This window comes from Streptomyces sp. NPDC029151 (assembly GCF_055564315.1).
Genome location: NZ_JBVHWQ010000007.1, coordinates 252,850 through 274,513 on the forward strand (window position 1 = coordinate 252,850; position 21,664 = coordinate 274,513).

A 21,664-nucleotide genomic window follows, 5' to 3' on the forward strand; every position below is an offset into this window, starting at 1 on the left:
GGGGACGGCCGGAGGTTTCGCGGGGACCCGGGCCGGCCCGGACGTGCCCCCCTAGCGTCCGGTGGTGGCCGGTCGCGGGGTACCCGGGCGGGACCGCTCGCCCCTGGTCCGGCCGTTCCGCAGCACCAGGACGGCCACGTCGTCGGTCGGTCTGCCGGCCGTGTGGTGCAGGAGGGCCCGGAAGAGAGTGCGCAGTACCGTCTGCGGTGGCACCGGCTGGTCGCCCACGGCCTCGCGCAGCGCCGCGGACAGCGGGAAGAACCGGCCACGCGGGTCCCGGGCGTCCTCCGCCCCGTCCGTGAAGAGGACCAGCGACTCCCCCGGGTGCAGCCTGCCGCAGGACAGGACCTCCAGCTGCGCCGGAAGCGGAAACGGTCCGAGCGGCGGAAGGGGATCCCCGGTCAGCGGTTCGACCGTCGTTCCGCTGACCAGATACGGCCACGGATGACCGCAGTTGAGGGCGCGCAGCTCGCCTGTCCGGCCGATCTCCAGGAGCAGGACGGTGACGAACTCCTCGGCGACCGGGTTGCCCGGATCGGCGGCGCCGTTCGCGGGATGCTCGGCGCGGGCGCGTTCGCGGAGGTGACGGGCGAGGGCGCGGTCGAGTCTGCGGAGCACCCGGCCCAGTTCCGGCTCGTCGTGGGCGGCCTCGCGGAAACTGCCGAGGAGGGCGGCGACGGTGCCGAGGGCGGCCAGGCCGTGCCCGCGTACGTCTCCCATCACCACCCGGACGCCGTGCTCGGTGGCGATGGCCTCGTACAGGTCACCGCCGACGCTCGCACCCCGGTCGGCCGACAGCTGGGCGGCGGCGACGTCGATCCCGTCGAGTCTGGGCGGCAGCGGGCGCAGTACGACGTTCTGCGCGGCCCGCGCCGCCCGCCGGGCGAGCCGCAGCTCCCGCAGCAGGGTGCGGCGGACGTGGAATATGAGGCCGGTGCCCACGGCGAAGAAGACGGCGCTGGTGGCGATGCGCGCCCCGAGCCCGTCCTGCTGGGAGAGCGGGCAGCCGAACTTGTAGCCGACCGCGACGGCTCCCCAGACCGTGGGCAGTACGACTGCCCGCCCGGTGGGCGCCCGTGCCTTGATGCGGATCATGCCTCTGGTCCCCCATGTGGGCCCTGACAGAGCAGACGGACCGACCCCGAAAGGCCGGTCCGATTCTGTCGACGGCATGACCCGGCTGGGTCAGATCACCCTTACTTCCCACCCGAACGAGTGAGACGACCCGAGCCGACTCGCATTTATGCAGCTGACGGCGGGCCCGGGAACCGGGGGGGGGGGGGGGGGGGGGGGGGGAGGAGGAGGGGAAGGGGGGGGGGGGGGGGCCCCCCCGGCCTGGCCGAACCCCCACAACCAAATCGGCCCAGCCCGCACCAACACCACCCCTGACCCACCCCCCCCCCCCCCCCCTCTCCCTCCCCCCCCCCCCCCCCCCCCCCCCCCCCCCCCCCCCCCCCCCCCCCCCCCCCCCCCCCCCCCCCCGACGCCAACCCCGGCGGCGACTAGCCCCGCAGGACCGCACCGGTCCGCTCGCCCGCGAGGGCGATCGCCGCGTCCCGCGCGGCCGAGGCCTCGTCCACGGTCAGCGTCCGGTCCCCGGCGCGGAAGCGCAGCGCGTACGCCAGCGACTTCCTCCCGTCGCCCAGCTGCTCGGCGTTCTCGTACACGTCGAACAGCCGGATGGACTCCAGGAGTTCCCCCGCGCCCTCACGCAGCGCGGCCTCCACGTCGGCGTGCGGCACGAACTGGTCGACCACGAGGGCGACGTCCTGCGTGGCGACCGGGAACGCGGAGATCCGCGGCGCCCGCGGGACGCCGTCGCCCACCGCCTCCAGGGCGTCCAGGTCCAGCTCCGCCGCGCAGGTGCGCTCCGGCAGGCCCAGGGCCTTGAGGACCCGCGGGTGCAGTTCGCCCGCGTGACCCACGACCTGCTCCGTGCCGTCGGTGACGACGACCAGTTCGGCGCAGCGGCCGGGGTGCCAGGGACCGTACTGCCCCTTGCGCACGACCAGTTCGGCGCCGGCCTCGCGGGCCACGGTGCGCGCCGCCTCGACGGCGTCGGCCCAGTCCGAGGGACGGCCCTTGCCCCACCAGCCGGCCTGCTCGCGAGCGCCGGCGAGGACGACGGCGACGTGCCGCGGCTGCTCGGGCAGCGCGGCGTCCAGCGCGGCGATCTCCTCGTCGCTGGGACGCCGGTCGGCGGGCAGGTGCGCGGCGACGCGCTGCTCCTCGCGCGGGTGGAACACCAGCCCCGTCTCGAACAGCGCCAGGTCGTGCGAGCCCCGGCCGGCGTTGCGCCGCAGCGCGCCGAGCAGGCCCGGCAGCAGCGTGGTGCGCAGCGCGGGCTCCTCGTCGCTGAGCGGGTTGACCAGCTTGACGACCCGGCGGGCCGGGTCGTCGGCCTCCAGGCCGAGCTGGTCGAAGACCTGCTCGCTGACGAAGGGGTAGCTCGGCGCCTCGACGTAGCCCGCGCCGGCCAGTGCGCGGCCGGTCCTGCGGTGCAGCCGCTGGCGGTGGGTGAGACCGCGGCCCGAGGGGGGCTTGGGCAGCGTGGAGGGCAGGTTCTCGTAGCCTTCGAGCCGGATGACCTCTTCGGCGAGGTCGTTCGGGTCGGTCAGGTCGGGCCGCCAGGACGGGACCGTGACGATGAGCTCGTCCTGCCCGTAGACGTCGCAGCCGACCTGCTGGAGGCGGCGGACGACCGTCTCCCGGCCGTACTCGACGCCCGCCACCCGGTCCGGGTGGTCGGCGGGGATGGTGATGGTGTGCGGGGCCGAGGGCGCGATGACCTCGGTGACACCGGCCTCGGCCGTACCGCCGGCGAGCAGGACCAGCAGGTCCACCGTGCGCTGCGCGGCGGCCGCGGCGGCCTGCGGGTCGACGCCGCGCTCGAAGCGGCGGGACGCCTCGGACAGCAGCTTGTGGCGGCGGCCGGTACGGGCGACGGAGACGGGGTCGAAGTGGGCCGCCTCGATCACCACGTCGGTGGTGCCGTTCACGCCGTCCTCGTGGTCGGCGATCTCCGTGTGGGCGCCGCCCATGACACCGGCGAGGCCGATCGGGCCGCGCTCGTCGGTGATGACCAGGTCCTCGGCGTGCAGCGTGCGCTCGACGCCGTCGAGGGTGACGAGCTTCTCGCCCTCCTCGGCCCGGCGCACGCCGATGGTGCCCTGGACCAGCTTGCGGTCGTAGGCGTGCAGGGGCTGGCCCAGCTCCATCATCACGTAGTTCGTGACGTCGACGGCGAGCGAGATCGGGCGCATGCCGACCTTCTGCAGCCGGCGCTGGAGCCAGATCGGGGAGCGGGCCTCGGGGCTCAGGCCGGTGACGGTGCGGGCGGTGAAGCGGTCGCAGCCGAACGGATCGGAGACCTGCACCGGGTAGCCGAAGGCGTTCGGGGCCGGTACGTCGATCAGGGCAGGGTCGCGCAGCGGCAGGCCGTAGGCGATGGCGGTCTCGCGGGCGACGCCGCGGATGGACAGGCAGTCGCCGCGGTTGGCGGTGACGGCGATGTCCAGGACCTCGTCGACCAGTTCGAGCAGCTCGATGGCGTCCTTGCCGACCTCGGTCTCCGGCGGCAGCACGATGATGCCGTGGGTGCCGTCGTCGCCCATGCCCAGCTCGTCGCTGGAGCAGATCATGCCGTGGGACGTCTTGCCGTAGGTCTTGCGGGCGGCGATGGAGAAGCCGCCGGGGAGCGTCGCGCCGGGGAGGACCACGACGACCTTGTCGCCGACCGCGAAGTTGCGGGCGCCGCAGACGATCTCCTGGGGCTCACCGGTGCCGTTGGCCCGGCCGACGTCGACCGTGCAGAAGCGGATCGGCTTCTTGAAGCCCTCCAGCTCCTCGATGGTCAGCACCTGGCCGACGACCAGCGGGCCCTTGAGGTCGGCGCCGAGCTGCTCGACGGTCTCGACCTCCAGGCCGGCCGAAATGAGCTTGGCCTGGACGTCGCGGCCGGTCTCCGTCGCCGGCAGGTCGACGTACTCCCGCAGCCAAGAAAGCGGGACCCGCATCAGATCTCCATCCCGAACGGCCGGGTGAACCGGACGTCACCCTCGACCATGTCTCGCATGTCTTCGACGTTGTGGCGGAACATCAGCATCCGCTCGATGCCGAACCCGAAGGCGAAGCCGCTGTACTTCTCCGGGTCGATGCCGCAGGCCGTGAGGACCCGCGGGTTGACCATGCCGCAGCCGCCCAGCTCGATCCAGCCCTCGCTGGAGCAGGTGCGGCAGGGCCGGTCGGGGTTGCCCACGGACTCGCCCTTGCACACGTAGCAGAGCATGTCCATCTCGGCGCTCGGCTCGGTGAAGGGGAAGAAGTTGGGCCGCAGCCGGGTCTTCATGCCCTCGCCGAACAGCGACTGGACCATGTGGTCCAGGGTGCCCTTGAGGTCGGCCATGGTCAGGCCCTCGTCCACGGCGAGCAGCTCGACCTGGCGGAACACCGGGGTGTGGGTGGCGTCCAGCTCGTCGGTGCGGTAGACGACACCCGGGCAGATCACGTAGACCGGCAGCTCGCGGTCGAGCATCGAGCGGATCTGCACGGGCGAGGTGTGGGTGCGCAGCACCATGCCGGACTCGGTGCCGCCGTCGGGGCCCTGCACGAAGAACGTGTCGGCCTCGCCGCGGGCCGGGTGGTCCGGGCCGATGTTGAGCGCGTCGAAGTTGAACCACTCCGCCTCGACCTGCGGACCCTCGGCCACCTCGTAGCCCATGGCCACGAAGATGTCCTCGATGCGCTCGGAGAGCGTGGTCAGCGGGTGCCGGGCGCCGGCCGGGACGCGGTCGTAGGGCAGCGTGACGTCCACCGCCTCCTCGACCAGCACCCGGGCGTCACGCTCGGCCTCCAGCTCGGCCTGGCGGGCGGCGAGCGCCTTGTTCACGGCGCCGCGGGCCATGCCGACGCGCTTGCCGGCCTCGGCCTTGGCGTGCGGGGGCAGGGCGCCGATCTCGCGGTTGGCGAGGGCCAGCGGGGAGGCCGGGCCGGTGTGGGCGACCTTGGCCTCGTGGAGCGCGTCGAGGGAGTCCGCGGCGGCGAAGGCGGCGAGCGCCTCGTCCCGCATGCGCTCGATCTCTTCCGGTTTCAACGCCTCGACCTCGACAGGGTCGTACGACTTATTGGGTGCCGACATCTCTTCCCGTGCTTCCGATTGGCTGGCGGATGGTCCCCGTCACCGACTCGCGAGGGCCGCGTGAAGGACACAAAGGTGCCAAAGGCCGAGTCTAACGGGGTGGAGGTATGCGAATGCGCCCGTGGGCCGTCAGGCGAGATACGCCGGGGCCGCCACGGGCAAAGTAAATCGGAACTCGGCGCCGCCGCTCGCGGCGCGGCCGACCGTGATGCAGCCGCCGTGGGCCTCCACGATGCCCTTGACGATGTACAGCCCGAGGCCCGTGCCGCCGCGCTTGCTGCCCCGCCAGAAGCGGGTGAAGACGCGGTTCATGGACTCCTCCGGGATGCCGGGCCCCTCGTCGCTCACCGTGACCGACGTGCCTGTTTCCTCGCCCTCGCGCGGGGACGGTGCGGGCGTGACGTCAATGGTGACGGTTCCCTCTCCGTGCCGCACGGCATTTTCGATGAGGTTGCTGAGCACCTGGTCGATCTTGTCGGGGTCGGCCCACAGCGCGGGCAGGGGCTGTTCGATGCGGAGCAGGAAGCGGTCGGCGCGCTGGCCGGCGGCGACGTAGGCCTGGATGTGCCGGGAGACGGCGGCCCCGATGTCGACGGGCTGGCGGCGCACCTCCAGCCGGCCGGAGTCGATCCGGGAGATGTCCAGCAGCTCGGCGATGAGCCGGGTGACCCGGTCGGCGTCGGCGTCGACGGTCTCCAGCATCAGCCGCTTCTGGTCGTCGGTGAAGCGTTCCCACTTGGCGAGCAGGGTGGCGGTGAAGCCCTTCACGGAGGTGAGCGGGGAGCGCAGCTCGTGGGCGACGGTGGCGATCAGCTCGGCGTGGCTGCGCTCGGTACGCCGGCGGGCCTCGGTGTCACGGAGGCAGACGACCACGGACCGGACCGGCCCCAGCGGCTCGTCCCGTACGTAGCGGGCGGTGACGAGCACCTCCCGGCCGCCGGGCAGCAGCAGGTTGCGCTCGGGCTGCCGGACCCGGATCGGCAGCCCGCCGTAGGGGTCGGTGAGCTGCCACCAGCGCCGTCCCTCCAGGTCCTCCAGGGGCAGCACCTTCTCCAGGGGCTGTCCGAGGGCGTCGGCGGGCCGGACCGCGGTGATCCGCGCGGCGGCGGCGTTGAAGCAGGTCACGCGGCCCTTGTCGTCGGCGACGACGAGGCCGTCGGGCAGCTGGTCGGGATCGACGCCCGGGCAGCCGTCGGCGGGCCCGGACGCGGGTGCGCGCCGCGCGTCCCGCCCTTCCGGCGCGGTGCTCGTGCCGGCCACAGTCATCCCCGTACCCCACCTCTCAGACGGCGCAGGGCCCCGCGCTGGTCACCCTACTGGCTCTCGGTGACGGAACGGCACCCTCCGGAGGCGCGCTGTGCGCGGGCCGACGCGTAGAGACATACGGCGGCGGCGGTGGCCAGGTTCAGGCTCTCGGCCTTCCCGTGGATGGGGACGCGGACGACGGCGTCGGTGAGGGCGCGGGTCTCCTCCGGGAGCCCCCACGCCTCGTTGCCGAACACCCAGGCGGTCGGGCCGCCCATCGTCCCCTTGTCCAGCTCCTCGTCCAGGTCGCGGTCGCCGGCACCGTCGGCCGCGAGGATGCGCACCCCGGCCTCCTTCAGCCCGGCCACGGCCCGCTCGACGGGGACGCCCACGGCGACGGGCAGATGGAAGTGGGAGCCGACGGAGGCCCGTACGGCCTTGGGGTTGTACAGGTCCACGGAGGCGTCGGTGAGGATGACGGCCTCGGCGCCGGCGGCGTCGGCGCAGCGCAGCACGGTCCCGGCGTTCCCGGGGTCGCGTACGTGCGCGAGGACGGCGACCAGCCGGGGCCGGCTCCTGAGGATCTCCTCGAAGGGGGTGTCGAGGAACCGGCAGACTCCGACCAGCCCCTGTGGGGTGACGGTGGTGGAGATCTCGGCGATGACCTCTTCGGAGGCCAGGTGCACCCGGGCGCCGGCGTCCCGGGCCTCTCCGACGATGTCGGCGTACCGCTCCGCGGCCTCGACCGTCGCGAACAGCTCGACCAGCGTCGCCTGTCCCCCGGTCCGGTGCCCGGCAGCCTCCCGCACGGCCTGCGGCCCCTCGGCGAGAAACAGCCGGTCCTTGCCCCGGAAGTTCCGCTTGGCGAGCCGTCGGGCGGCGGAGACACGGGCGGAACGGGGGGAGATCAGCTCGGGGCTGACGGGGGCCATCCTCTTCGTCACTTTCAGGAGAGTCTTCTTCTCGGCGGGTCTTCTTGTCCGGCACCGGCGGGAAGCCCACAACAGCAGGACCCGCAAGCCGTGAAGCCTGCGGGTCCTCGAGTGAACGTCGGCTCAGAGCCAGCGCGGCGTCACGCGGCCTTCGGGGCGTTGACGTCCGACGGCAGCGCCTTCTGCGCGACCTCGACGAGCGCCGCGAAGGCGTTCGCGTCGTTCACGGCCAGCTCGGCCAGGATCTTGCGGTCGACCTCGATGTTCGCGGCCTTCAGACCCTGGATGAAGCGGTTGTAGGTGATGCCGTTGGCGCGGGCAGCGGCGTTGATGCGCTGGATCCACAGCTGACGGAAGTCGCCCTTGCGCTTCTTGCGGTCGTTGTAGTTGTAGACCAGCGAGTGGGTGACCTGCTCCTTGGCCTTGCGGTACAGGCGCGAACGCTGACCGCGGTAGCCGGAGGCCTGCTCGAGGATCGCCCGGCGCTTCTTGTGGGCGTTGACTGCCCGCTTGACGCGTGCCACTTGTTAACTCCTTGTAGCGGGGTCGTGGGGGTCTTCACACGACCCGGAAACGATTCGGTCCCGGTCCCGACGCACGGCGCTCAGAGGGCGCCGCGGCGTCACTTGCCGAGAAGCTTCTTGATCTTCGCGGCGTCGCCCGGGGCCATCTCGGCGTTGCCGGTGAGGCGACGCGTGACGCGGGACGACTTGTGCTCGAGCAGGTGGCGCTTGCCGGCGCGCTCACGGAGCACCTTGCCGGAGCCGGTGACCTTGAAGCGCTTGCTGGCACCGCTGTGCGACTTGTTCTTCGGCATAGCGCCGTTATCTCCTCGTCGGTGGCGCTCCGGTGCCCGGTCGTGGAGAACCGGGCACGGTGGAGCGTCGCTCTTCTTTCGGTTACATCCTCGGGGACGTACGTCCCCCGGGATCACGCCTCGGCGGAAGCCTCGGCAGGGGCCTCGTCGCGGCCTTCGGCGTTCACGGCGTCCGGGTCCGCGGCGTTCTGCGACTTGCCGGGGTTCGCCTTCGCCTCGGCCTTGCGGGCCTCCTGCGCCTGGCGGGCCTCGGCCATCGCCTCGGTCTTCTTCTTGTGCGGACCGAGGACCATGATCATGTTTCGGCCGTCCTGCTTCGGGTTCGACTCGACGAAACCGAGGTCCTGGACGTCCTCCGCGAGACGCTGCAGCAGTCGGTAGCCCAGCTCGGGGCGGGACTGCTCGCGGCCACGGAACATGATCGTGATCTTGACCTTGTCGCCCTGCTTGAGGAACCGGACGACGTGACCCTTCTTGGTGTCATAGTCGTGCGGGTCGATCTTCGGCCGGAGCTTCATCTCCTTGATGACCGTGTGCGCCTGGTTCTTGCGCGCCTCACGGGCCTTCATGGCCGACTCGTACTTGAACTTCCCGTAGTCCATGAGCTTGCACACGGGCGGACGGGCGTTCGCCGCGACCTCGACCAGGTCCAGGTCGTACTCCTGCGCAAGCTCCAGTGCCTTCGCGAGCGGGACGATGCCCACCTGCTCGCCACTGGGACCGACAAGTCGCACCTCGGGAACGCGAATCCGGTCGTTGATGCGGGGCTCGGCGCTGATGGATCCTCCTCGGTAGCACCACACGGCGGTCTGGCGGACAGCCGCGTAACGTCTCTTTTCGTTAGACCTAACCGCGCCGAAGCACAAAAAATGCCCCGGACGATCACAGGCGGGGCTCCAAGCACTACCGGAGCACCGCCGCGATGCCGCGGGGCGCGCTTTCGGGCGACTCCATCGTCCGTACGGAACGATGGGGGCCGCCTGACCGGGTGACCCGCCGTCCCGGGGGACGGTCGGGTGGGAGATCGGAGCCTCCACTTGTGGGCCGGACACAGTCATGTCCAGCCGGTCGTCCTCCAGACTAGCAGGCTCCCTTGACAAGGGCTAATTGAGGGGCACCGGGGCCGACCACCTATGGTGTGGGACATGAGTGACACCCCTGCCGAGTCCGCTGAGTCTTCAGAGGTCCCCGACTTCGACGCGATGACCCGGGACATCGCCGAGGTCCCCGCCGTCGAGGTGATCGTGACGGTCGCCGTCAACCTGATGAGCGCCGCCGCCGTGAAGCTCGGGCTGAGCGAGGAGGGCGAGAAGTACAAGGACCTGGACGAGGCCCGCAAGCTGATCACCGCGCTCGCCGGTCTGCTGGACGCGGGCGCGACCGAGATCAGCTCCTTCCACGCGGCCCCGCTGCGCGACGGCCTGAAGTCGCTGCAGCTGGCGTTCCGCGAGGCGTCGATCGTCCCGGACGAGCCGGGCCAGGGGCCGGGCGAGAAGTACACCGGCCCCGTCTACAGCTGATCTACTCCTTCACGTACAAGGGCTCGCCCGGAGGCGTGGTCCCGGCCGGCAGCAGTGCCAGGTCGAGGCCGCGCACCAGGCGGGCCCGCAGTGTCTCGTCGGCGGCCAGCCGCTCGGCGACCGCGCGGGCGGCCTCGGCGGGCGGCGCCGCCGGGTCGAGGACGAGCGCGAGGGTGCCGTCGGCCCGCCCGGGGCCGAGGTGGGCGCGCAGCACGGCGGGCTCGGCCGCCACCGCCGTACGGACGGCCTCCACCACGGCGGGGTCGGCGAGCGGGTCGGTGCTGGTGCGGCCCTCGGCGAGGGCCAGCAGCGCCGGGCCGGTCAGCTCGAACGGCACCGGTCCGGCGAGGTCGAGGACGACCGTGTCGGCCTTCTCGTGCGCGGCGGCCTGGAGCGCCTGGTGCAGGGGCACGGCGACCGGGCGGGCCGCGGGGTCCCAGCGGGCGAGGGATTCGGTGGAGGTGAAGGCGGGCAGCGCGGTGCGGTCGCCGGCCTTCAGGGTGGGGACGGCCATGTCGCTGGTCTTCTCGCGGCGCAGCCCGTTCTCGTCCTCCTCGACCTCGCCGAGCACGGCGACGACGGGGACCAGCAGACGGGCGCCCTTGAGGGCCTCCAGGACGGGCCCCAGGGCGCTGCGGTCCTCGGCCCAGGCGGCGAGCGCGGCGCTCAGCCGGGGGTCGGCGGAGCCGTCGTCGTCGGAGAAGCCGGGGTCGGGAATGTTCTTGTTCGCCACGGTCACCGACCCTATCGGCACGTCTCGGGGCCGCCACAGGCACGTCCCCGGCCCGCGGCCCGCGCGCCCTCAGGGGAATCGCAGGGATGCCCCGGGAAGGCATCAGGTGGGGGGAGGCGGCGGCGAAGGCGGCCGGCGGCGAATGATCCCCGACCCGCCGGTGGCCCGGGAGCCGTCGCGGCCGTCGCCGTTCCCCTGCCGGCTTCCGGATGCGCCCGCTCCCTGCCCACGCACCCCGTAGCCGAGGTCCGTCGGTGGGGCGTCGGCCACTGGGCGTCGCTGTCCGCCGAGCGGCGGGCCTCCCCGGCCGCTCCGGCCGGCCTCGTCGCCGTCGGTCCGGCCGGGTCGCGCCGTCGGGCGCCGTGGAACGCACCTGGTCGGCCGGTCGCGGACCGGCCCCGGGCGCCCGCTGCGCGGTGCTCCGCCGCGCAGCCCGCAGACCGGGTACACCGCCGGACGGCGGCTCAGGCCGGCCGTCTGCGGCTCCGCCACAGGATCACGCCGGCCACCAGCAGGACCCCGCCCAGGCTGCCCGCGAGGGGTGCCGCCCAGTCGGAGGCGCCGCTCGTGGCCGTGGCGTGGTCCGGGCCGGCGCCGAAGTACTCGTCGCCGTACGACGCCGGGCGCAGGCCCCTGGGTTCGAGGCGGGCGGCTGCCTTCAGCGCGGCCGCCGGGTCGATCATGCCGAACCCCCGGGAGTCGTCCCGGCCGCCCACCGGGGCGTCCCGCGCGGTGTCCTCCAGGAGCTTCTTGACCTGGGCCGGGGCCAGGCCGGGATGGGCGGACCTGATCAGGGCGGCGGCGCCGGAGACGAAGGCGGAGGCCGCGCTCGTGCCCCAGCCCGCGTAGTACTTGTGGTCGGGGTCGGCGATGACGACGTCGACTCCCGGTGCGCTGACGGCGGCGTACCAGCGGCGGGTCGAGAAGGCGGCGCGGGTGCCGTACTTGTCGACGGCGGCGGCGGCGATGACGCCCGGGTAGGCGGCCGGGTAGGAGACGTGGTCGCCCTTGTCGCCGCCGTTGCCCGCGGAGGCGACGACGACCACTCCCTTCTTCAGGGCGTACTGCACCGCCTCGTCCTCGCTCGGCTCGGGGTGCGCGGAGTCGGAGTCGTCGCCGAGGGAGAGGTTGATGACGTCGGCGCCGTGGTCGGCGGCCCAGCGGATGCCGTCGGCGAGCGCGTTGCCGCGGGTGGTACGGGCCTTGGCGCGGGCGGGGTCGCCGTCCTCCAGGATCACCCGGACGGGCAGGACGCGGGCCTGGGGGGCGACGCCCATGACGCCCTCGGAGTTCCCGGCTCCGTGGCCGTGCCCGGCGATGATGCCGGCCATGGCGGTGCCGTGCCGGCCCCAGGTGCGGTCGCCGGGTTCGGCACCGAAGCCGATCATGTCCTTGGCGGGCAGGACGTTGCCGGCGAGGTCCGGGTGGTCGGTCTGCACACCGGTGTCCAGGACGGCGACGGTGACGCCGCGGCCCTTCGTGGTCCGCCAGGCCTCGTCCAGGTGGAGCGCGGACAGGCCCCACTGCTGGGCGCGGATGCCGTCGGCGTGGGCGGTGGCGGACGGCAGCAGGGCGAGGGAGCCGGCGAGCAGCAGGCTCACCGCCGCCTTGGCGGCATGCTTCATGAAGGCTTCTCCGTGGCCGTGCCGACGGTTTTCCGCAGGCGCCGCTGGACGCGGTCGGCCAGGCCCTGCGCCTCGTTGCCGAGGCCGGCCTGGGCCGGGTCGGTGGTGGCGCCGGAGCGGACGGCGTCCGCGGCGGGCTGGGGGGCGTCGACGGTACGGCCGTCGGCCCAGCCGGAGACGGCGTAGGCGACGACGGGGGCGTCGGTGAGGACGGAGAGGGTCCAGGAGGCCCGCTGCCGGTCGCCGAACGCGGCGGCGGCCGTGCCGGCGGCGGCGTACGGCCGGGGCATCAAGTCGGCACGGCTGTCGAGGTGTTCGTCGCGGAAGCGGGCGGCGAGCGCGGTCATGGCGGCCGGGTCCGCCTTGGTGAACAGCAGGCCGACGGTGGTGACGTAGCTCTGGGTGGCGTCGGTGTAGGTGGCGCGCAGCAGCCGCTGGCAGCCGACCGGGGCGAGCGCCTTGTACAGCAGCGGGTCGAAGGCGTGGGCGCAGCCGCTGTCGGGGGCCACGGCGATCCGGGTCCAGGTGCGGTCGGCGCCGCCGGGGCCGGCGCCGGTGCCCTGGACGGTGGGCGGGAACAGTTCGTCCACGGGCACGCTGTGCCAGAGCGTCCGGGCGGTGCCGAACGGGTTGCGGGTGCCGTCGGCCCCGTCGTCCCCGGTGAGCCAGCTCCCGGTCGCGGCGCCGCCGATGAGGCCGAGTCCCAGCACGAGGCAGGCGGCGGCAGCGACGGTGCGCGCGCCCACCCGGCGGCGCGTGCGCCCGCCGAACACGTCGGGCTCCGCGAAGGACACCACGGGCCGCCCGCCCGACGCGGCACCCCAGGAGTGCGCCGGATCCGGGCCGGGGCTCGCGGGATGCGCGGGCGCCATCGGGCTCCAGGCGGCACCACGGCCTCCTGCCGGTCCCGCGGGCCGTCCCGCGGGAGCGGGGCGAGGGGGTGCCGAGGGGGTGGGGTGCGTGGGCGCGGGGTGCCGGGGACCGGGTGCCGAGGCGCGCGGGGAGGCGGACGCGGGCCCGGACGCCGGGGACGCCGGACGGATCGGGCGCAACCGGGCCGTGGTCTCCGACCGCGTCTCGGCCGGTGCGCTCTGCCTGCCGGCCCGGAGCCGCGCCGTCGTCGTGTCCCCGGTGCCCTCCCCCGGAACCTGCGCCCCGCCGGGAGCCGTGCCCCTGCCCGGCCCCGCCGCGACCACGCGTGCCGCCGCGCCGGCGGCGGATGCGGGAGATGCCGAAGGTGCCTCAGGTGCCGGAGTGGTCGGCGAGGTGGGAGGTGCGGGACGGGGAGAAGTCGGGGAACTCCCGGCCCGTGCGGGACCGCTGGGGGCGGCGGGGCCCGCCGAGGCCGCGCCACCGCCCGAGCCCACCGGACCCCCCTGGGGCGCCGGTCCGGCCGGACCCGGTCGGCCCACGGGACCCGGTCGGCCCACCGGGCGCGCCGGGTACGCCCCCGTCGCCGAAGCCGCCCCGCTCTCCGCGGTCGCCGCGGCGCCCGGGCCCGCGGGCGTCGCGGGGCCCTGGGCCGGCCGGCCGAGCGGGCCGGTGTCGCCCTGGCGCTCCGCTTCCGTGCCGGCCGGCGGGGCGTCGGGGAAGCGGGCCGAGGCGGGAGGCGGGGGCGGGCTGGTCGGGGCGGGCGGTCCGGGGACGGTCGACGGGCGGGGCCGGTGGGGACGCGTGGGCGGGACGGCCGGCGGGCGGGGGCCGCGCGGGGTGAAGACGGACGGCTCCTCGTCGGGGTCGTCGGCCGGAACCGGGGGCGCGGAGGGCATCGGGGGGTGGGCCGGGGGCGCGGTGTCGGTGTGCCACGCGGGGCCCGCGCTGTCACCGGCCGGGGCGTGTCGCGCTTCCGTGCTCATGCACCCCCCGTTTCCTCATGCCCGGGCCGTTGCCGTACGCGGGCCGTCCTGCTGCTCGGCCGCGCCCGGTGCGACAGGTCCTTCCGGGCACGCATACCCGTACGGCCGGAGCGGCATCCCGGTTCACGTGGGTGCCGGGCGCTTCCGCCGTACGTGCGCGTCACTCTACGGGCTGCCGGGGGTGGGGACGGAACCGGTCCACGACGCCGGGGCATCTGCCCGGAACGTCCCCCTACCCTGCGGTAATCCTGTCTGGCAGGCTTCCGTCATGACTGCGCCTGCCGCCGCCCGGGCCCGTTACGACCGGGCCACCGCCCATCTCGACGCCCCTCTCGCGATCGTGGACCTGGACGCCTTCGACGCCAACGCGGACGACCTGGTCCGGCGCGCCGCGGGCAAGCCCGTGCGGGTCGCCAGCAAGTCGGTCCGCTGCCGGGCCCTGCTGGAGAGGGTCCTGGCCAGGGAGGGCTTCCAGGGCATCATGTCGTTCACCCTGGCGGAGTCCCTGTGGCTCGCGCGCTCGGGGTTCGAGGACGTCCTGCTGGCCTATCCGTCGGCCGACCGGGCCGGGTTCGCGGAGCTGACCGCCGACCCCAAACTGGCCCGTGCCGTCGCGGTGATGGTGGACGATCCGGCGCAGCTCGACCTCATCGACGCCTCCCGCGACGGCGGGCGTGAAGTGGTCCGGGTGTGCCTGGAGCTGGACACCTCGCTGCGGCTGCTCGGCGGCCGGGTGCGGGTCGGCGCGCGGCGCTCCCCGCTGCGCTCGCCGGCGCAACTCGCCGAGCGGGCCCGGTCGGTGGGCCGGCGGCCGGGTTTCCGGCTGGTGGGGATCATGGCGTACGAGGGACACGTCGCCGGAGTCGGGGACGCGGTCGCCGGCCGGCCCCTGCGCTCGCGGGCGATCCGGCTGATGCAGGCCGCCGCCCGGCGGGAGCTGGCAGAGCGGCGGGCCGCCGTGGTGCGGGCGGTGCGGGCGGTCGCGCCGGACCTGGAGTTCGTCAACGGCGGCGGCACCGGCAGTGTGCAGCACACCGCCGCCGAGGAGGCGGTGACCGAGATCGCGGCCGGCTCGGGGCTGTACGTGCCGCGGCTGTTCGACAACTACTCGTCCTTCACCGGCCGTCCGGCGGCCCTCTTCGCCCAGCCGGTCGTCCGGCGGCCCGGGGTGGGTGTCGTCACCGTGCTGGGCGGCGGCTACCCGGCCTCCGGCGTCGCCGGGCCCGACCGGCTGCCGGTGCCGTACCTGCCGGAGGGGCTGGCCTACGACCCGCAGGAGGGGCCCGGCGAGGTGCAGACCCCGCTGCTCGGCTCGCCCGCCGACGACCTGCTCATCGGCGACAAGGTGTGGTTCCGCCACGCCAAGGCGGGCGAGCTGTGCGAGCGGTTCGACGCCCTCCACCTGATCGAGGGGGACACGGTCACCGCGACCGTGCCCACCTACCGGGGTGAGGGGCACACGTTCCTCTGAGGCCCCCCTACAGCGGAGTGACGTACGCACCGGCGATCCCGCCGTCCACCAGGAAGTCGGTGGCGTTGACGAAGGAGGAGTCGTCGCTGGCCAGGAAGGCGACGGCGGCGGCGATCTCCTCGGCCTCGGCGAACCGGCCGAGCGGGATGTGGACGAGCCGGCGGGCCGCCCGCTCCGGGTCCTTGGCGAACAGCTCCTGCAGCAGGGGGGTGTTGACCGGGCCGGGGCACAGTGCGTTGACCCGGATGCCCTCCCGGGCGAACTGCACGCCCAGCTCCCGGGACATGGCGAGGACGCCGCCCTTGGAGGCCGTGTAGGAGATCTGGGAGGTGGCCGCTCCCATCCGCGCCACGAAGGAGGCCGTGTTGATGACGGAGCCCTTTCCCTGCCGGCGCATGTAGGGGATGGCGGCCTTGCAGCACAGGTAGACGGAGGTGAGGTTGACCTCCTGGACCCGCTTCCAGGCCTCCAGGCCGGTGTCGAGGATGGAGTCGTCGTCGGGTGGGGAGATGCCCGCGTTGTTGAAGGCGACGTCGACGCTGCCGTAGGTGTCGTACGCCGCCTTGAACAGCGCCTCCACCTGCTCGGGGTCGGTCACGTCGGTCTTCACGAAGAGTCCGCCGGTCTCCTCCGCGGCGGCCTTGCCGCGGGCCTCGTCGACGTCCGCGCAGACGACGTGGGCGCCCTCGGAGGCGAGCCGGCGGGCGGAGGCGAGTCCGATGCCGCTGCCGGCTCCGGTCACGACGGCGGTACGGCCGACCAGGCGGCGGCAAACACTGTTGTCGGTCACTGTGCGGGGCCCTCCGTGCTGATGAAGACGTTCTTGGTCTCGGTGAAGGCGGTCAGGGCGTCGGGGCCGAGTTCGCGGCCGAGGCCGGACTGCTTGAAGCCGCCGAACGGGGTCCAGTAGCGGACGCTGGAGTGGGAGTTGACGGACAGGTTGCCCGCGCGGACGGCCTGCGACACGCGCAGGGCGCGGCCCACGTCCCGGGTCCAGACGGAGCCGGAGAGGCCGTAGGGGGTGTCGTTGGCGAGGCGGATCGCGTCCTGCTCGTCGGTGAAGGGCAGGAGGACGGCCACGGGCCCGAAGATCTCCTCGCGGGCGGCCGGGCTGTCGGGCCGTTCCCCGGTGAGCACGGTCGGCGGGAACCAGAAGCCGGGCCCGTCGGGTGCGCTGCCGCGCAGGGCCGGGGCGTCCGCGGGGGCGTACGACCGTACGCGCTCCCGCTGCCGGCCGGAGATCAGCGGGCCCATCCGGGTCTTCTCGTCGGCCGGGTCGCCCACGACCACGGCGGCCAGCGCGTCGGCGAGGAAGGCGCGGGCCTCGTCCAGCACCGTCTCCTGGACGAGGATGCGGGTGCGGGCGCAGCAGTCCTGGCCGGCGTTGTCCAGGAAGGAGAAGGGGTCGAGGGCGGATCTCAGGTCGGCGTCGGCGAAGACGATGTTGGGGCTCTTGCCGCCGAGTTCGAGGGTGACCGGTTTGACCAGGCGGGCGCAGCGCTCCATGACCTCGCGGCCGGTGCGGGTGGAGCCGGTGAACACGATCTTGGCGACGTCCGGGTGGTCCACCAGGGCGCGGCCGGCGGTGTGGCCGTAGCCGGGCAGCACCTGGAAGACGTGCTCGGGCAGGCCTGCCTCCAGGGCGAGTTCCGCGAGCCGGAGGGCGGTGAGCGGGGTGGTCTCGGCGGGTTTGAGGAGCACGGCGTTGCCGGCGGCGAGGGCCGGGAAGGAGCCCCAGGCGGCGATCGGCATGGGGAAGTTCCACGGGGCGATCACACCGATCACGCCCAGGGGTTCCTGGAAGGTGACGTTCCAGCCGCCGGGCACCGGGATCTGGTGGCCGAGCAGGCGTTCGGCGCCACCGGCCGCGTAGAGGAGCAGGTCACGGGCGTTGCCCGCCTCCCAGCGGGCGTTCGCGAGCGTGTGGCCGGCCTCGCGGACCTCCAGCAGGGCGAGTTCCTCGGTGTGGGCGTCGACGGTGTCGGCGAAGCGGCGCAGCAGGCGGGCGCGGTCGGCGGGGGCGAGGGCGGCCCACCCGGTCCGGGCGCGGGTGGCCCGTACGACGGCGGCGGCGACGTCCTCCTCGCTCGCGGCGGGGACGGTGGCGAGGGTCTCCTCGGTCGCGGGATTGAGGACGGTCAGCTCGTTCGGGTCGGACACGTGGTGACCTTTCACAGGCGTTCGAAGGAGCGGCGCAGCTCCCAGTCGGTGACCGCGGCGTCGAAGGCCTCCAGCTCGACGCGCGCCATGTTGCGGTAGTGGGCGACGACCTCGTCCCCGAAGGCGGCCCTGGCGATCGCGCTGTTCTCCCACAGCTCGGCGGCCTCGCGCAGGGTGGTCGGGACGTGCTCGAAGCCGGCGGTGTAGGCGTTGCCGGAGCAGGGCTCGGGCAGTTCGAGCTTCTGCTCGACCCCGTACAGGCCGGCCGCGACGAGGCCGGCGACGGCGAGGTGGGGGTTGACGTCTCCGCCGGGGAGGCGGTTCTCGAAGCGCAGGGAGCGGCCGTGGCCGACGACCCGCAGCGCACACGTGCGGTTGTCGTGGCCCCAGGCGACGGCGGTGGGGGCGAAGGAGCCCGGCTGGAACCGCTTGTAGGAGTTGATGTTGGGGGCGTAGAGGAGGGTGAAGTCGCGCAGGGCGGCGAGCTGTCCGGCGAGGAAGTGGCGCATGACGTCGGACATCCCGTCGCCGTCGGCCATGACGTTGCGGCCGTCGGCGTCGGCGAGCGAGAGGTGGATGTGGCAGGAGTTGCCCTCGCGCTCGTTGTACTTGGCCATGAAGGTGAGCGAGACGCCCTCCTGCGCGGCGATCTCCTTGGCACCGGTCTTGTAGAGGGCGTGCTGGTCGCAGGTCCGCAGTGCCTCGTCGTAGCGGAAGGCGATCTCGTGCTGGCCGGGGTTGCACTCGCCCTTGGCGGACTCGACGGTGAGGCCCGCGCCGGCCATGTCGTTGCGCAGGCGGCGCAGCAGGGGCTCGATGCGGCCGGTGCCGAGGATGGAGTAGTCGATGTTGTACTGGTTGACGGGGGTGAGGCCGCGGTAGCCGGTGTCCCAGGCCTGCTCGTAGGTGTCCTTGAAGACGATGAACTCCAGCTCGGTGCCGACCTGGGCGGTGTGGCCCAGTGCGGCGAGCCGGTCGAGCTGGCGGCGCAGGATCTGGCGGGGCGCGGCGGTGACCGGGGAGCCGTCGTTCCAGGCGAGGTCGGCGATGAGCAGGGCGGTGCCGGGGTGCCAGGGGATCCGGCGCAGGGTGGTGAGGTCGGGGCGCATGGCGAAGTCGCCGTAACCGCGCTCCCAGGAGGACATCGCGTAGCCGTCGACGGTGTTCATCTCGGTGTCGACGGCGAGCAGGTAGTTGCAGCCCTCGGTGCCGTGGTGCAGGACCTCGTCGAGGAAGAAGCGGGCGGCGAACCGCTTGCCCTGGAGCCGCCCTTGCATGTCGGGGAAGGCCAGGACGACAGTGTCGATCTCACCGCTCGCGACGAGGGCGTGCAGTTCCTCGACGCTGAGCGGGGGTGTGCGGTCTGCCACGGGAGAGCCTCCTTCGGCGCCATCGCGCTTTTTCGGCCGGGCCGGGAGCCATAAGGTATTGCGGAGAACCATTGCTTGGGAAGGGGGTACGGCGGATGTCGCACGACACGGGTACGAGCGGCCTTCAGGACCGGCTCGCCCCGGTGCTGCGGCCGGTGCGGGCCGGCAACGGTTTCGAGGAGGCGCTGGAACAGATCCTGCAGGTCGTCCGGCTGGGCCTGGTGCCGGGCGGCGAGCGGCTGCCGGCCGAGCGGGAGCTGGCGGAGCGGCTCGGGATCAGCCGGGTGACGCTGCGCGAGGTGCTGAAGGTGCTCCAGGACCAGGGCCTGGTGGAGGCACGGCGCGGGCGGTACGGCGGAACGTTCGTGCTGCCGCGCCCGGACGCGGGCGGCGAGGACGAGCTGCGGCGGCGGATCGCCGAGGTCGACATCGAGGACGTGCTCCGCTTCCGCGAGGTGCTGGAGGTGGGCGCGGCCGGGCTGTGCGCGGCGCACGGGCTGACCGAGGAGCAGGGGCAGCGGCTGCGCGAGGCGCTCGACCGCACCCACGAGGCACCGCTCGCGGAGTACCGGCGGGCGGACACGCTGCTGCACCTGACGCTGGCCGAGCTGTGCGGTTCGCCGTCGCTGACCGCGCAGTACGCGGCGGTCCGGGCCACCGTCAACGACCTGCTGGACTGCATCCCGCTGCTGGTGCGCAACCTGGAGCACTCCCAGCGGCAGCACACCGCGCTGGTCGGGGCGGTGCTGGACGGGGACGCGGACGGGGCGCGGGAGATGATGCGCGAGCACTGCGCGGGGACCGCGGCGCTGCTGCGGGGCTTCCTGGCGTGAGCCGGTTCTGCGAGAGTGGGGGCGACAAAGGTACCGCTGGCTACCTTTACGGTGGGCAGCGTGAGCGCGGGCGTTGACGGAGCCGGGCACCGGTGGAGCCGGGCGCTGACGGAGCCGGCGCTCGGGAAACCGGGCACGCACAGGCCGGGCACGGACGAGGCCGGGCCCGAGCAGGCCGGGCACTGACGAAGCGGGGCGCTTTTTCCAGGGAGGGCAGCATGACCGCACGGCCGCTGATCGGTGTGAGCACGTATCTGGAGTCCGGGGTGCGCTGGGGGGTGTGGGAGCTGGACGCGGTGCTGCTGGCGGCCGGCTACCCGCGGCTGGTCCAGCGGGCGGGCGCGCTCGCGGCGCTGCTGCCGCCGGACGCGCCGGAGCACGCCGAGGCCGCGGTGGCCCGGCTCGACGGGCTGGTCGTCGCGGGTGGCCCGGACGTCGACCCGGCCCGCTACGGCGCCGAGCGCTCACCGCGCACCGGGCCGCCCGCGCCGGAGCGGGACGCCTGGGAGCTGGCGCTGATCGAGGCGGCGCTCGCGGCGGGGGTGCCGTTGCTCGGCGTCTGCCGGGGCATGCAGCTGCTGAACGTCGCCCTCGGCGGCACCCTCGTCCAGCACCTGGACGGGCACGCGGAGGTGGTCGGCGCGTTCGGCGGGCACCCGGTGAAGCCGGTGCCGGGCACGCTGTACGCCGGGATCGTCCCGGAGGAGATGACCGTGCCCACGTACCACCACCAGGCGGTGGAACGGCTCGGCGAGGGCCTCGTGCCGTCGGCCTACGCGGCGGACGGCACCGTGGAGGCCGTGGAACTGCCGGCGGAGCGGGGCTGGGCGCTGGGCGTGCAGTGGCATCCCGAGATGGGCGAGGACCTGCGGGTGATGCGCGCCCTGGTCACCGCCGCCTCCTGAGCCGGGCCGGAGCGGTCCCGCCCGGCGCACGCGGTAAGGGCACGGCCGACGGCCCCGGCCGCAGCCGGACCCGTCACCACCGCCCCCTCAGCCACGCCAGAGCGGCCACCCCCTGCGCGCGCTGGAAGGGGCGCAGGGTGGGCAGGCCCGGCGGGGCCGGCTGGAGGGAGCCGTGCAGGAAGTAGCCCGTGAGGGCGGCCAGCGCCGCGGTCACGGCCTCCGGGTCCGCCGCCCGGCCGAGGGGGTGCGCGGTGAACACCTCCTCGGGGTCGGGGCCGCCCTGGGCCCGCACGCACGGCAGCATGACCAGCAGGTCGAACCAGGGCGCCGCGCGCAGGGCGTGCGGCCAGTCCACGAAGACGACGCCGTCGGCCGTGAGCAGGACGTTGTCCGCCCGGAGGTCGCCGTGGGCCAGGGTGTCCCCGGACGCGCCCTCGGCCCATCCGTCCGCCAGCGCCGCGAGTTCCGGGAGGCGGCCGGCGACCCACGCGCCGAGCCGGCCGCGCACGTCCCCGGCCTCGCCCGCGAGGAGCCGGCGCCAGCCCGAGAAGGCCTCGGCGAGGGCCTCGGCGACGGGCGGGGCGTCGACCGGGGACGGGGTGCCGGTGCGGGCGAGCTCGGTCACGGCGTCGAGCACGCGGTCCAGTTCGGCCCGCTGCCAGGGCACCCGGGGCTGGTGGCCCGCCACCTCCTCGAAGACCAGCGCCACCCAGGTGCCGTCGTCGTACGACCCGAGCAGCCGGGGCGCGGGTACGGCGGCCGGGAGCGCGGCGGCGTTGCGGGCCTCCCTGCGGTGCAGGCCGGGGCTGTGCGGGTTGGTGTCGGCGCTCACCGCCTTGACGAACCCGGTGCGGCCGGCGACCGTGCGCACGCGGGCGGCGACGCCCGGCGAGAAGCCGCCGCTCTGGGTGACGGCCCGCACGACGGGCGCCCCGAGCACCTCCGCGACGGCGTCGCGGACGACGGCCGGGAGGTCGTCCCAGGGGGTGCGGACGCCGGTGGCGGGCGGGGCGGTGAGAGTCATACCGCATGATGACGAGCCGGGCCGCGCCGCAGCCAG

General features: G+C 74.1%; 19 protein-coding genes. 4 read left to right on the forward strand and 15 right to left on the reverse strand.

Annotated features, from left to right (window positions below; genetic code table 11):
- Nucleotides 1-51: 51 nt before the first annotated feature.
- The 8 genes from ACZ4VF_RS26085 to infC all read right to left on the reverse strand — a co-directional run bounded on the left by ACZ4VF_RS26085 (nucleotide 52) and on the right by infC (nucleotide 8,934).
- Nucleotides 52-1,095 (reverse strand): PP2C family protein-serine/threonine phosphatase, encoded by a 1,044-nt coding sequence (locus ACZ4VF_RS26085; protein ID WP_467928912.1) that lies wholly within the window; start codon nucleotides 1,093-1,095, stop codon nucleotides 52-54.
- A gap of 407 nt (nucleotides 1,096-1,502) precedes the next feature.
- Nucleotides 1,503-4,016: a phenylalanine--tRNA ligase subunit beta gene (pheT, locus tag ACZ4VF_RS26090; RefSeq protein ID WP_467928914.1), complete on the reverse strand. Its 2,514-nt coding sequence runs from the start codon at nucleotides 4,014-4,016 to the stop codon at nucleotides 1,503-1,505.
- A complete protein-coding gene (pheS, locus tag ACZ4VF_RS26095; RefSeq protein ID WP_388324508.1) occupies nucleotides 4,016-5,137 on the reverse strand; it encodes a phenylalanine--tRNA ligase subunit alpha in 1,122 nt (373 codons plus the stop codon). Before pheS ends, pheT begins: the two co-directional genes overlap by 1 nt.
- 129 nt (nucleotides 5,138-5,266) lie before the next feature.
- Nucleotides 5,267-6,403, reverse strand: a complete 1,137-nt coding sequence (locus ACZ4VF_RS26100) for a sensor histidine kinase (protein WP_467928915.1) — start codon at nucleotides 6,401-6,403, stop codon at nucleotides 5,267-5,269.
- Between the two features lie 47 nt (nucleotides 6,404-6,450).
- Nucleotides 6,451-7,314, reverse strand: a complete 864-nt coding sequence (locus tag ACZ4VF_RS26105; protein WP_467929177.1) for a TrmH family RNA methyltransferase — start codon at nucleotides 7,312-7,314, stop codon at nucleotides 6,451-6,453.
- 140 nt (nucleotides 7,315-7,454) lie between these two features.
- Entirely contained in the window at nucleotides 7,455-7,838 is a 384-nt protein-coding gene (gene rplT, locus ACZ4VF_RS26110) for a 50S ribosomal protein L20 (RefSeq protein WP_016642495.1), read from the reverse strand.
- Between the two features lie 98 nt (nucleotides 7,839-7,936).
- A complete protein-coding gene (gene rpmI, locus ACZ4VF_RS26115) occupies nucleotides 7,937-8,131 on the reverse strand; it encodes a 50S ribosomal protein L35 (RefSeq protein ID WP_004933563.1) in 195 nt (64 codons plus the stop codon).
- Between the two features lie 113 nt (nucleotides 8,132-8,244).
- Nucleotides 8,245-8,934, reverse strand: a complete 690-nt coding sequence (gene infC / locus ACZ4VF_RS26120) for a translation initiation factor IF-3 (protein WP_467928917.1) — start codon at nucleotides 8,932-8,934, stop codon at nucleotides 8,245-8,247.
- A 342-nt stretch (nucleotides 8,935-9,276) separates the two neighbouring features.
- Between infC and ACZ4VF_RS26125 the strand changes: the two genes are divergently transcribed.
- Nucleotides 9,277-9,651 (forward strand): DUF1844 domain-containing protein, encoded by a 375-nt coding sequence (locus ACZ4VF_RS26125; protein ID WP_467928918.1) that lies wholly within the window; start codon nucleotides 9,277-9,279, stop codon nucleotides 9,649-9,651.
- A gap of 1 nt (nucleotide 9,652) precedes the next feature.
- On the opposite strand, the gene ACZ4VF_RS26130 is transcribed toward ACZ4VF_RS26125, so the two are convergent.
- The 3 genes from ACZ4VF_RS26130 to ACZ4VF_RS26140 form a co-directional block, all read right to left on the reverse strand.
- Nucleotides 9,653-10,384, reverse strand: a complete 732-nt coding sequence (locus ACZ4VF_RS26130; RefSeq protein ID WP_467928919.1) for an SseB family protein — start codon at nucleotides 10,382-10,384, stop codon at nucleotides 9,653-9,655.
- Between the two features lie 464 nt (nucleotides 10,385-10,848).
- Entirely contained in the window at nucleotides 10,849-12,009 is a 1,161-nt protein-coding gene (mycP, locus tag ACZ4VF_RS26135) for a type VII secretion-associated serine protease mycosin (RefSeq protein ID WP_467928921.1), read from the reverse strand.
- On the reverse strand, nucleotides 12,006-12,881 hold the full coding sequence (locus ACZ4VF_RS26140; RefSeq protein WP_467928922.1) for a hypothetical protein: 876 nt from the start codon (nucleotides 12,879-12,881) through the stop codon (nucleotides 12,006-12,008). The genes mycP and ACZ4VF_RS26140 overlap by 4 nt, the downstream gene beginning before the upstream one ends.
- Before the next feature lie 1,252 nt (nucleotides 12,882-14,133).
- Between ACZ4VF_RS26140 and ACZ4VF_RS26145 the strand changes: the two genes are divergently transcribed.
- The gene (locus ACZ4VF_RS26145) at nucleotides 14,134-15,336 is read left to right on the forward strand and encodes an amino acid deaminase/aldolase (protein WP_467928923.1); all 1,203 of its coding nucleotides are present in this window, start codon (nucleotides 14,134-14,136) and stop codon (nucleotides 15,334-15,336) included.
- 7 nt (nucleotides 15,337-15,343) lie between these two features.
- Here the strand turns inward: ACZ4VF_RS26145 and ACZ4VF_RS26150 are convergent, their stop codons facing one another.
- The 3 genes from ACZ4VF_RS26150 to ACZ4VF_RS26160 are packed head-to-tail and all read right to left on the reverse strand — an operon-like array spanning nucleotide 15,344 to nucleotide 18,866.
- A complete protein-coding gene (locus ACZ4VF_RS26150; RefSeq protein ID WP_467928924.1) occupies nucleotides 15,344-16,126 on the reverse strand; it encodes a 3-oxoacyl-ACP reductase in 783 nt (260 codons plus the stop codon).
- Nucleotides 16,123-17,496 carry an aldehyde dehydrogenase family protein gene (locus tag ACZ4VF_RS26155; RefSeq protein ID WP_467928926.1) on the reverse strand — a complete coding sequence of 458 codons (1,374 nt, stop codon included), beginning with the start codon at nucleotides 17,494-17,496 and terminating at the stop codon, nucleotides 16,123-16,125. Before ACZ4VF_RS26155 ends, ACZ4VF_RS26150 begins: the two co-directional genes overlap by 4 nt.
- An 11-nt stretch (nucleotides 17,497-17,507) precedes the next feature.
- The gene (locus ACZ4VF_RS26160) at nucleotides 17,508-18,866 is read right to left on the reverse strand and encodes a glutamine synthetase family protein (protein WP_467928927.1); all 1,359 of its coding nucleotides are present in this window, start codon (nucleotides 18,864-18,866) and stop codon (nucleotides 17,508-17,510) included.
- 95 nt (nucleotides 18,867-18,961) lie between these two features.
- Between ACZ4VF_RS26160 and ACZ4VF_RS26165 the strand changes: the two genes are divergently transcribed.
- Both ACZ4VF_RS26165 and ACZ4VF_RS26170 read left to right on the forward strand, forming a co-directional pair.
- Nucleotides 18,962-19,699: a FadR/GntR family transcriptional regulator gene (locus tag ACZ4VF_RS26165; RefSeq protein ID WP_467928928.1), complete on the forward strand. Its 738-nt coding sequence runs from the start codon at nucleotides 18,962-18,964 to the stop codon at nucleotides 19,697-19,699.
- Nucleotides 19,700-19,917: 218 nt separating this feature from the next.
- The gene (locus ACZ4VF_RS26170; protein WP_467928929.1) at nucleotides 19,918-20,604 is read left to right on the forward strand and encodes a gamma-glutamyl-gamma-aminobutyrate hydrolase family protein; all 687 of its coding nucleotides are present in this window, start codon (nucleotides 19,918-19,920) and stop codon (nucleotides 20,602-20,604) included.
- 73 nt (nucleotides 20,605-20,677) lie between these two features.
- Here the strand turns inward: ACZ4VF_RS26170 and ACZ4VF_RS26175 are convergent, their stop codons facing one another.
- Nucleotides 20,678-21,628 (reverse strand): phosphotransferase, encoded by a 951-nt coding sequence (locus tag ACZ4VF_RS26175; protein WP_467928931.1) that lies wholly within the window; start codon nucleotides 21,626-21,628, stop codon nucleotides 20,678-20,680.
- Between the last annotated feature and the right edge of the window lie 36 nt (nucleotides 21,629-21,664).